Annotated in this window: 11 protein-coding genes; 3 read left to right on the plus strand and 8 right to left on the minus strand. The window is 67.4% G+C overall.

Annotated features, from left to right (window positions below; translation table 11 throughout):
• From VFL64_RS21080 to VFL64_RS21090, 3 genes are all read left to right on the plus strand, one after another.
• On the plus strand, positions 1-494 hold a 494-nt coding region (locus VFL64_RS21080), incomplete at its 5' end, for an acyl-CoA dehydrogenase family protein (protein ID WP_489542346.1).
• Entirely contained in the window at positions 491-1,408 is a 918-nt protein-coding gene (locus tag VFL64_RS21085; RefSeq protein WP_489542347.1) for an amino acid--[acyl-carrier-protein] ligase, read from the plus strand. The genes VFL64_RS21080 and VFL64_RS21085, both read left to right, overlap by 4 nt.
• Complete coding sequence (locus VFL64_RS21090) at positions 1,405-2,412, plus strand: DUF1839 family protein (RefSeq protein ID WP_489542348.1); 1,008 nt, start codon at positions 1,405-1,407, stop codon at positions 2,410-2,412. Before VFL64_RS21085 ends, VFL64_RS21090 begins: the two co-directional genes overlap by 4 nt.
• 12 nt (positions 2,413-2,424) lie before the next feature.
• Here the strand turns inward: VFL64_RS21090 and VFL64_RS21095 are convergent, their stop codons facing one another.
• From VFL64_RS21095 to VFL64_RS21130, 8 genes are all read right to left on the minus strand, one after another.
• Positions 2,425-3,582: an SGNH/GDSL hydrolase family protein gene (locus tag VFL64_RS21095; RefSeq protein ID WP_489542349.1), complete on the minus strand. Its 1,158-nt coding sequence runs from the start codon at positions 3,580-3,582 to the stop codon at positions 2,425-2,427.
• A 16-nt stretch (positions 3,583-3,598) separates the two neighbouring features.
• Positions 3,599-5,428 carry a carbamoyltransferase family protein gene (locus VFL64_RS21100; protein WP_489542350.1) on the minus strand — a complete coding sequence of 610 codons (1,830 nt, stop codon included), beginning with the start codon at positions 5,426-5,428 and terminating at the stop codon, positions 3,599-3,601.
• A gap of 13 nt (positions 5,429-5,441) precedes the next feature.
• Positions 5,442-5,591 carry a DUF5989 family protein gene (locus tag VFL64_RS21105; RefSeq protein ID WP_489542351.1) on the minus strand — a complete coding sequence of 50 codons (150 nt, stop codon included), beginning with the start codon at positions 5,589-5,591 and terminating at the stop codon, positions 5,442-5,444.
• Between the two features lie 17 nt (positions 5,592-5,608).
• Positions 5,609-6,028, minus strand: coding sequence for an SxtJ family membrane protein (locus VFL64_RS21110; RefSeq protein ID WP_489542352.1), 420 nt, complete (start codon positions 6,026-6,028; stop codon positions 5,609-5,611).
• 152 nt (positions 6,029-6,180) lie between these two features.
• Positions 6,181-7,167 (minus strand): glycosyltransferase family 2 protein, encoded by a 987-nt coding sequence (locus tag VFL64_RS21115; protein WP_489542353.1) that lies wholly within the window; start codon positions 7,165-7,167, stop codon positions 6,181-6,183.
• The gene (locus VFL64_RS21120) at positions 7,167-8,027 is read right to left on the minus strand and encodes a polysaccharide deacetylase family protein (RefSeq protein ID WP_489542354.1); all 861 of its coding nucleotides are present in this window, start codon (positions 8,025-8,027) and stop codon (positions 7,167-7,169) included. Before VFL64_RS21120 ends, VFL64_RS21115 begins: the two co-directional genes overlap by 1 nt.
• Positions 8,024-8,860 carry a WecB/TagA/CpsF family glycosyltransferase gene (locus VFL64_RS21125; protein ID WP_489542355.1) on the minus strand — a complete coding sequence of 279 codons (837 nt, stop codon included), beginning with the start codon at positions 8,858-8,860 and terminating at the stop codon, positions 8,024-8,026. The genes VFL64_RS21120 and VFL64_RS21125 overlap by 4 nt, the downstream gene beginning before the upstream one ends.
• Positions 8,861-8,865: 5 nt before the next feature.
• Positions 8,866-9,958 (minus strand): AMP-binding protein (locus tag VFL64_RS21130; protein ID WP_489542356.1); only part of this gene is annotated, 1,093 nt, incomplete at its 5' end.

Consider the following 9,958-nt stretch of genomic DNA (forward strand, 5'->3'; position numbering starts at 1 on the left):
ACAGCTCGGCGCAGACCATGGTTCCCTATTCCCACATCCTGTGGTCCTCCCTGTGGTGGGGCATCGCTGCCGATGCGGTGGGGCGTGCCGCCACCTACGTGCGTGGCGAGGCGCGCAAGAAGCCTGGCACCGTGCCGCCCACCGCCACACGTCTGGCCGAGGTGTCGGCCCAGCTGCAGGCCATGCGGCAGCAATGGCAGTCCGCAGCACAAGCCTTCGACGACACCGTGGCCAGCCCCACCGGCGAGCAGGAACTGCTGGGCATGGGCTGGGCGCTGCGCCTCAACAACCTCAAGATCGCCTGCTCGGAGGCGGCACCGCAGATCGTGCACCGGGCGCTGCAGATCCTGGGCGTGCTGGGCTACAAGAACGACACGCCGTTCAGCCTGGGCCGCCACTACCGCGACGTGCTGTCGGCCTCGCTGATGATCTCCAACGAACGCATCGCATCCAAGAGCGCCTCGATGCTGCTGGTCTACAAAGACGCGTCATGACGGCGGCCACCTACGACATCGAGTCGTTCTACGCCGGGCTGGTCGAACACGGGCTGATCATTCCCTCGACGGCGCTGGGCGCCTTCGGCCGCGGCCCGGTCTTCGAGGCCGTGCTCGAAGGCTTCAATGCACGGGTGGACCAGCTGGCACGCGACGATGGCGCCGAGCGGCAGAACCACCCGCCCATCATCGACCGGGCCTTGCTGGAGAAGGTGAACTACCTCGAGTCCTTTCCCCACCTGTGCGGTGCGGTCCACAGCTTCTCGGGCAATGCGCTGCAGGCCCTCGCCCTGGCCGAGCGCGCCGCCAACGGCCAGCCTTGGGGTGAGTTGCTCACGCAGACCGGCGTCACGCTCAACCCGGCCGCCTGCTACCCCATCTACCCCGGCCTCACCGGCACCCTGCCGCCCGAGGGCCGCCTGGTCACGCTCCAGGCCGCCTGGGTCTACCGCAACGAACCCTCGCGCGAGCCCACGCGCATGCAGGCCTTCCGGGTGCGCGAGTACGTGCGCGCGGGCAGCGCCGAGCAGGTCGTCACCTGGCGCGACATGTGGCTGCAACGCGGGCTGGACCTGCTCACCTCGCTCGGGCTGCCCGCGCGCTCCGATGTGGCGTCCGACCCGTTCTTCGGGCGTGCCGGCAAGATGCTCGCCACCAGCCAGATCGAGCAGAAACTCAAGTTCGAGGTGCTGGTGCCCGTCATCTCGCTCGAGGCGCCCACGGCGGTGTGCTCATTCAACTACCACCAGCAGAACTTCGGCAGCAAGTTCGACATCCGCACGCACGACGGTGGCGTGGCCAGCACCGCCTGCCTGGGCTTCGGCCTGGAGCGGGTGACGCTCGCCCTCTTCAAGCACCACGGGTTTGCCCCCAAGGCCTGGCCGCAGGCCGTGCGGGAGCAGTTGGCACTGTGAGCACGACGACACCGGTGCGCAGCGGCCGGCACCGGGCCTTGCCGGAGCTCGACGCTGCGACGTACCGGCCTCACGCCATGCACTCCGAGCAGGCGGTGTGGTTCGAGAAGAACTGCTACGTCGACGTCTGGATCGAACTGCTGCACGCGCTCAAGCTGGAGCCGGCGGCAGCGATGGCCTTCACGCTGGCGGTCGACTTCGAAGGCGACCACTGGACCTTCTTCAAGCCGCCCCACACCGAGCTGCGCACGCTCTACGGCGTCGATGTGCAGGAGCTCAACGTCTGGCGCCCGCTGATTGACCACGCGGCCGAGCACCTGGCCGCCGGCAAGCTGATCGCCACCGAGGCCGACTCGTTCTGGCTGCCCGACACGGCGGGCACCGACTACCGGCACCAGCACGTCAAGACGACCATCGTGCTCAACGACCTGGACCTCGACGCCCAGCGCCTGGGCTACTTCCATGGCCCGAGCTACTTCAAGCTGGAAGGCGAAGACTTCCGCCAGCTGTTCGCCCTCGACGAACCGACGCGGCCCACGGCGCTGCCGCTGTTTGCCGAACTGATCCGCATCGACCGCCTGGTGCGCCGGCCGCCGGGTGAGCTCGCCGAGGCCTCGCTGCAAATGCTGCGCGAGTACTTCGCACTGAGGCCAGTGAGCAACCCCGTCTCACGCTTCGCGACGCGCTTCGACGCCGACCTGCCCGAGCTTCACGCGCGCGGCATGGCGCACTACCACGCCTGGGCCTTCACCACGCTGCGCCAGCTGGGGGCCGCCTTCGAGCTGGCGTCGAACCAGCTGCGCTGGCTGGGGTCCCAGGGTCACGCAGACCTGGAAGCCGCAGCCGATCGATTCGACGTGATCGCGCAGGAGTGCAAGTCGCTGATCCTGAAGGTCGCGCGCGTGGTCAACGCCAAGCGCGCCTTCGATGCCGCTGCGGCGCTCGCGCCGGTGGCACAGGCCTGGGACGAGGGCATGGGGCTGCTCGAGCGCGCGCTGCGCTGAGGCAGTCTCGGGCTACGGCGCTGCCTTCAACGGCGCAGATGCCGGTTGGCTGGACGCAGCGAGCACGGCCTCGGCGATCGCGCGGTGGCCCAGTGCCGTGGGGTGGCCATCGGACGTGGGCGGATAGATCTGCACATGCTTGGTAGCCTGCGCCTCCAGCGCACCCACCGTGTCCACGTAGCGGATGCCCTTGGCCTGGAAGGATTGCACCAGCTCGGCCTTGGCCACTTCTTCGAGGTCGCAGACCTTCAGGTGAGCGGCGGGGAGCTGCGCGCCGCTGGCCTTGAGGTAGGGGCAGAAGACGCGCTCGCGGGTGGGGATCAGCACCACCAGCAGGTCGGCGCCCTGCTTGTCGGCCTCGTCCTTGATGGCGGCGAAGGCGCGCTGGGTGATCTGCATGCCTTCACGCACATTGGCCTGCGACAGGTCTTGCACCCAGGTGCGGTCGTAGGCGGTGAACACGGTCTTGACCTCGGGCGCGGCCGGGTCCGACCAGCTCATGCGGTGGTCGAGCGACACCTGCTGCGCCATGTTCTTCTGCTCCGCCACGGCGAAGGGGGCGAACACCGTCGCACGCAACAGCCCGTAGAGCAGGCTGTGGTGGGCCAGCCATTCGCGCAGAGCGCCAAAGCGGCGCTTGGGCTCGGCCACGCCGGCCGGTGCCACGGTGGCTGCGGCCACATCACCCACACGCCAGGAAGCCCAGAACGGCAGGGCATGCGCAACGATGTGCGCATCGAGCAGGTCATTGCCGAAATAGAAGCCCACCACCAGGTGACGCGGCTTGAAGGTCTTGGCCTGGGTTCGTGCCAGTTCCAGGTACTGCAGCGGCCCGTAGCCGCCCATGCCCATGTTGTAGAGCGTCTCGTGGCGCAGCTCGCCCAGCTGCTGCGGCCAGGCCGTCTCGCGCGGCGCACCGGAGCCGTAGGTCATCGAGTCGCCGATGACCACGGTGTCGGCCTGCTTGGGAACCTCGCGGTTGCGAAAGCCCAGCGCATCGTGCCCGCTGGCACCGGGTGTGAGCTTGTGGCCGAGCTTCTCGTCAGGCACCGGCGTGACGTTGAGGAAGTCGGCCGGGTCGATGACGAGGCGCGCCGCCCCTTCAGCCAGCAGAACGGAGACGGCGATCGCCACCAGGGCGACGGCCAAAGACTGCAACCTGGCCTTCATGGGGCTGCCCACTTTCTCAGTCGAGTTCGAACGCGGTTTCGTAGTTCTGCTTCAGCGCCGGGTCCTGGTCTTCCTTGCGCAGGTAGCAGTTGCCCACTGCCAGCACGTCGAGCTCGGTGCCCATGAAGCAGCGGAAGGCGTCTTCCGGCGTGCCGACGATGGGCTCGCCGCGCACGTTGAAGCTGGTGTTCACCAGCACCGGGCAACCCGACTTGCTCTCGAAGGCCGAGATCAGGGCGTGGTAGCGGGCGTTGACGTCCTTCTCCACCGTCTGGATGCGCGCCGAATAGTCGACGTGCGTGACCGCCGGGATGTCGGAGCGCGGCACGTTCAGCTTGTCGATGCCGAAGAGCTTCTGCTGCTCGGGCGTCATCTCCAGCCGGCGCGACTTGACGACGTCGGCCACCATCAGCATGTAGGGGCTGTCGCCGTCGAGCTCGAACCACTCGGCCACCTTCTCGCGCAGGACCGAAGGCGCGAAGGGGCGGAAAGACTCGCGGTACTTGACCTTGAGGTTGAGCGTCTTCTGCATCGACGGTGAACGCGGGTCACCCAGGATCGAGCGGTTGCCGAGCGCACGCGGGCCGAACTCCATGCGCCCCTGGAACCAGCCCAGAGCCTTGCCTTGCGACAGGTCTTCGGCCGCGCCGTTGATCAGCGCCGCGTCATCGCGGGTCTCGAAGCGCGCGCCCGCCGCCTTCAGGCGGGCCTCGATGTCGGCCTGGGCAAACTGCGGACCCAGGTAGGAGCCTTTCATCGCGTCGCCGTTGACCACCCGCTTCTGGCCGAGCTGCATGTGGTAACCGACCAGGGCCGCACCCAGCGCTCCGCCGGCATCACCCGCGGCGGGCTGGACGTAGATCTTGTCGAAGGCACCGTCGCGCAACACCTTGCCGTTGGCCACGCAGTTGAGCGCCACGCCGCCGGCGAGGCACAGGTTCTTGATGCCGGTCTCCTGGCGCAGCGACCGGGTGAGGCGCAGCACGATCTCTTCGGTCACGACCTGCAGCGACGCGGCCAGGTCCATGTGGTGCTGCGTCAGCGGCTCGCTGGCCTTGCGTGCCGGGCCGCCGAACAGCTTGGCGAACTTGTCGTTCGTCATGGTCAGGCCGGTGGCGTAGTTGAAGTAGCTCATGTCCATGCGGAACGAGCCATCGGGCTTGACGTCGATCAGGTGCTTGTAGAACAGGTCGACGTATTTCGGCACACCGTAGGGCGCGAGGCCCATGACCTTGTATTCGCCCGAGTTCACCTTGAACCCGGTGTAGTACGTCATAGCCGAATACAGCAGGCCGAGCGAGTGCGGGAAGTGGATCTCCTTCTGCACCTCGAGCGTGTGGCCGCGGCCGATGGCCACCGAGGTGGTGGCCCATTCGCCCACGCCGTCCATGGTCAGGACCACGGCCTCTTCGAAGGGTGAAGGGAAGAACACGCTGGCGGCGTGGCTCAGGTGGTGCTCGCTGAAGAGCAGCTCGCCGTTCCAGCCCCCCTTTGTGTCCATCTTCTTGATGGCCTTGAGCAGCAAATCCTTCAGGAAGAGCTTCTCTCGCAACCACAGCGGAATCGACATGCGGAACGACTTGAAGCCGTGCGGCGCAAAGGCGAGGTAGGTTTCCAGCAAGCGCTCGAACTTCAGGAAGGGCTTGTCGTAGAACACGACCCGGTCGATGCCCGCCATGCTCGTGCCTGCTGCCTCGAGGCAGTAGTTGATGGCATGGGTGGGAAAGCCAGAGTCGTGCTTCTTGCGGGTGAACCGCTCTTCCTGGGCCGCGGCGACGATGGCGCCGTCTTCGCTCAGTGCTGCGGCGCTGTCGTGGTAGTAGGCCGATAGTCCAAGGATGCGCATCGGTCGTGCTACGTCAGAACAGCGTGTAGATGAACGGCGCCACAGCGGAGCCCTTGGCCAGAACGATCAGCAGGCCGAGCAGGGCCATCATTCCGAAGATGGGCCACATCCACACCTTCTTGCGCACACGCAGGAACGCCCAGAGTTCTTTGATCATCGACATGATTGGTTCCTAAGTTCTTAGAACTGGTTGGTCATGGACGTCGGCGGCGGCCCGGGCGGGTCACGCGGAATCCAATACGACTTGGCGGTAGGGTCGAAGCGCAGGCGCAGCGGGTCTTTGCCCGCGATGCGCATGACGAGGCCGACCGGCATGAAGACGAGGTAGAACAGGATGCCCAGCGCGATCGGGCTCACCACCTTGGCCAGCAGCAGGCCGAGCTTCATCCACAGCTTGTTGGGAACGGCCAGCACACGTGGGATGACGAGGGCCACCACGGCGAACGCGCCCGCCACGCCCACCGACCACCAGCGCACCGCGCCCGAGTGCAACAGCGGCAGCAGCGCCACGATGAGGAACACCGCAGCGAACACCAGGCCGAACGAGCGATCCGACGAGCCTTCGACTTCGTCTTCTCGGCTCAGGTCTTCATGGGACATGCACTCACTCCTTGCTGGGCTGTTTGAAGCGCAGCGAGTTTATCCCGCGCCCTGTTGAAACCGCCCCCGCAGCGCGGCCGAAACGAGGGGGTTCCCCCCCGAATGCAGGCCCGCCCGTGTGTGCAAAACACACGGGGGCTGCACGTCATTTGTCACTTGTATTCGATGAGGCGAGCAGGTCCGCCGCTCAAACGCTGCATGACGAACTTGAGCTGTCCGCTGACCTCGGCGAACTTGCCGAGCACGGTGAACAAGGCCCGCGCCGCGCGGGCCTTCAGCGGCCCGCCGAAGCCCATGTAAAGGCGCAGCACCTGCAGCGGGTAGACGAGCAGCGCGGCAAGCGCCCACGGGCTCCACAGCAAGGCGGCAAACACCGCCGCCAGTGGAACCGCCAGGCCCCACACCCACGCGCGGCGAGAAGCGCGCACGCAATGCCGCTCTGGTGCGGCACCGTGCAAGTGCGCCCCTTCGGCGTACGCAAAGCCCGCACGCATCGAGCGCTTCCACCATTGGCGAAAGCGTGTCATCGCCGCGTCATGCAGGGTCATCTCGGCATCGAGCCGCCACACGCGCCCGCCTCGGGCACGCAGGCGCACGCACAGCTCGGGTTCTTCGCCGGCGATCAGGCTGTCGCGGTAGCCGCCGACGGCCTCCAGCGCGGCGGCGCGCATCATCACGTCGCCGCCACAGGCCTTGGCCTCGCCGATGGGCGTGGCCCACTCCATGTCGCACAAGGTGTTGTAGATGGATCGCTCGGGGTAGCGCTCGCGGCGGCGGCCACACACCGCGACGACATCGGGGTGCGTGCTCAGGAACTCGTGGGCGAGCGGGATCCAGCCATCGACCACGGCGCAGTCACCATCGACGAACTGGAGGTATTCCACCTGCGGCGCGATCTCGCGCGCGCGGCGCCAGCCGGCGTTGCGCGCCAAGGCCGCGGTAAAGGCCACATCGCGCGGCAGCACGATCACGTCGACGCCCATGCCGCGGGCCATGGCCACCGAGTCGTCGGTGGAGTTGGAGTCGACGTAGACCACCAGCTTGGCAAAGCGCACCACGGAGCTCAGGCAGGCACGCAGCCGCTCGCCCTCGTTGCGGCCGATCACGACGACGGCCACGCCACCCGCCAACTCGGTCATCAAGGGGCCTGCTCGGCCGGCGCCGGGCGCTGCAGCTTCCACAGCGTGTCGTCGAAGAGCTTCCAGCCATCCATGCCACCGCGGCACAGCAGCTTGAACATCCAGGGTGGCTCGCCGCCTTCGACCTTGACGCGCGGCAGGCGCGCGAGGTCGGCACCGGGGCGCAGGGTGCCATGCTGGGCAATGAAGATCGAGGTGTAGCCACACTCGGTGAGCATCTTGGCCGTGGCCGCACTCTCGTCGGTGCGCATGCCGAAGGGGTAGGCGAAGGACTTGATGGGCGCGCCCAGGTGCAACTCCAGCAGCTGCTTGGAACGCTCACCCTCCTCGTATGCCGCCTGGGGGCTGAGCTTGGCCACCGAGCGATGGGTGTGCGCATGCGAGCCCACCGTCACGCCGGCGGCCGGCAGGCTGCGCACTTCTTCCCAGGTGAGGTAGCGCTCGCCCGAGACACTGTTCGTACCCACGAAACTGGTGGTCACGTAGGCCACCGAAGGGATGCGGTAGCGCTGCATGATGGGCGCGGCGATGTGCAGGACGCTGCTGAAGCCGTCGTCCATGGTGACCAGCACAGCGCCATCGGGCAGCTCGATCTCGCCACGCACGAAGCGCTCCACATCATCCAGCGACACGGCCAGCTTGCGCTCGGCCAGCCAGCGCATCTGCTCTTCGAACGCCGCGGCGCTCACGCACCAAGGGTCGCGCACCGCATCGCCGAAGCGGTGGTAGGTGAGCACACGGATGGTCGGGCCGCGGCCGGCCAGCTTGCGCAAGGCCAGCGAGCCGCTGATGAAGCTGCCCACCACCATCGCGACGCGAGCGGCCTTCTTGACCACCCAGCGGTGCAAGGAAACCGTCATGACTGAACCATCCTGTCTTTTCCCGTGAACATGTTGCGGACCACACGCAGCAGGAACTTCGGGTTGCCAATGAGGTAGCGGCCGGCCTTGTGGGGCTGGCGGCTCAGCAGGTGCAGCCACTCGTAGCCGATGCGGCGCACCCAGCGCGGCGCGCGCACGAGGTCACCCACCCAGTAGTCGAACAAGCCGCCGGTGGCCAGGCACAGCGGCACCTGCAGGCGCGGCAGGTGGTCGTGGATCCACTGCTCCTGCTTGGGGTTGCCCATGCCCACCAGCAGCATGTGTGCGCCGGAGGCGTTGATCTTGTCGATCACTGCATCGTGGTCGTCGGGACCGAGGAAGCCGTGGTGGCAGCCGGCCAACTCCCAGCCCGGGAAGGCCCGCTTCGCATAGGCCGCAGCACGCTCGATGCGCTCGGGCGTGTTGCCCAGCAGGTAGTAGCGCAGCCCCCGGTTGGCCCAGCGCGAGAACATCAGCGGCACGAGGTCGGTGCCATTGACGTTGTCCTTGAGGGACACGCCGTGCAGCAGGCGGGCGGCCCAGCGCACGCCGGTGCCGTCGCCGAACACCCGGTCGGCCGACTGCAGCACGCCGCGGTAGGCCGGGCGGTCGCACGCGTTGTTGAGCGTGTGCGCGTTGACGAAGTAGATGGCATGCGCACGCGGCGGCTGCTCGTGCAGCATGTCTTGCAGCAGGCCCAGCGCGTGTTCCATCGACACGTCGGTCACGGGCACACCCAGCACGCGCAGCAGGTGGCCGTCGGCGGGTGCCGGCCCGAGAGGAAGGGCCGGGCCGGAGAGACTGCCCGGTACGGTGATGTCGGGTGGGCTCATCGTGCTCACTGAACCGCTTCGGCCTGCTGCGCCAGCGTGGCGAGCAAGGCCTTGCGATCCACCTTTCCGTTCGCGTTGAGGGGGAACTCCGACACCAGACGGAGATCGCTCGGGTGCATGTAGGGCGGCAGGCGCGCGATCACGCGCTCGCGGATGGCGGCGGTGTCGGCCGTGTCCGCACCCAGGAAGCCCACGATCCCATCGGCACCGCTGGCGGTGACGGGCCAACCGACGGCGATCGCCACGTCGACACCGGCCTCTTGCCGCATGATGGCCTCGACCTCGCCCAGCTCGACGCGGTAGCCCTGGATCTTGATCTGGTTGTCCACCCGGCCCAGGTAGACCATGGGCTCGCCGGGTGCCGGGCGGCGCACGCGGTCGCCGGTGCGGTAGTACACCTCGCTGTGGCCGGGCGGCGTGATGAAGGCCGCGGCCGTGCGCGCAGCATCCTTGTAGTAGCCGAGCGTGAGCTGCGGGCCAGTCATGAGCAGCTCACCGGATTCACCCACCGCCACTTCGCGTTGCTGCTCGTCGGCCACCAGCACCTTCATGCCGGGATAGGGTTCGCCGATGGGCACGACCCCGAAGGCGCTTTGCGCGGGCGAGGTCTCGTTGTTCCAGCGGTAGAGCGTGCAGGCGATGGTGAGCTCGGTCGGGCCGTAGAGGTTCTCGACGACGGACTGGGGCGCGGCCTCGGCCCACTTCTGCACGATCTCGACCGGCAACGCCTCGCCACAGAAGAGGCTGAAGCGCAGCTGCGGGTACTTGCCCGGCTTGAGCATCTTCAGCCGGTTCATCAGCACCGCGGTCGAGGGCACCGAGAACCACATGGTGATGCCGCAGTCGGTGATGTACTTGCCGGGGAACATCTTCTGCGCGCTGGTCGGCGCGCACAGGCAGGCGCCGCGCTCCCAGGTGACGAACATGTCGTGCACCGAAAGGTCGAAGGTGAGGTCGAAGGTCTGCGAGAAGCGGTCGTGCTCGGTGACGGCGTAGCGCTCGACCATGGCATCGACGTAGGGCACGGCATTGCGGTGCGCCACCATCACGCCCTTGGGCTGGCCGGTGCTGCCCGAGGTGAACAGCAGGTAGGCGATG

Source organism: Rhizobacter sp., assembly GCF_035702065.1.
In the GTDB taxonomy this organism is placed as follows: domain Bacteria; phylum Pseudomonadota; class Gammaproteobacteria; order Burkholderiales; family Burkholderiaceae_C; genus Rhizobacter.

Excerpts from the sequence above, each read along its gene's own strand:
- VFL64_RS21125 (WP_489542355.1), bottom strand. The coding sequence starts at position 8,860 with ATGAGCCCACCCGACATCACCGTACCGGGCAGTCTCTCCGGCCCGGCC.
- VFL64_RS21120 (WP_489542354.1), bottom strand. The coding sequence starts at position 8,027 with ATGACGGTTTCCTTGCACCGCTGGGTGGTCAAGAAGGCCGCTCGCGTC.
- VFL64_RS21110 (WP_489542352.1), bottom strand. The coding sequence starts at position 6,028 with ATGTCCCATGAAGACCTGAGCCGAGAAGACGAAGTCGAAGGCTCGTCG.
- VFL64_RS21085 (WP_489542347.1), top strand. The coding sequence starts at position 491 with ATGACGGCGGCCACCTACGACATCGAGTCGTTCTACGCCGGGCTGGTC.
- VFL64_RS21115 (WP_489542353.1), bottom strand. The coding sequence starts at position 7,167 with ATGACCGAGTTGGCGGGTGGCGTGGCCGTCGTCGTGATCGGCCGCAAC.
- VFL64_RS21095 (WP_489542349.1), bottom strand. The coding sequence starts at position 3,582 with ATGAAGGCCAGGTTGCAGTCTTTGGCCGTCGCCCTGGTGGCGATCGCC.
- VFL64_RS21100 (WP_489542350.1), bottom strand. The coding sequence starts at position 5,428 with ATGCGCATCCTTGGACTATCGGCCTACTACCACGACAGCGCCGCAGCA.
- VFL64_RS21105 (WP_489542351.1), bottom strand. The coding sequence starts at position 5,591 with ATGTCGATGATCAAAGAACTCTGGGCGTTCCTGCGTGTGCGCAAGAAG.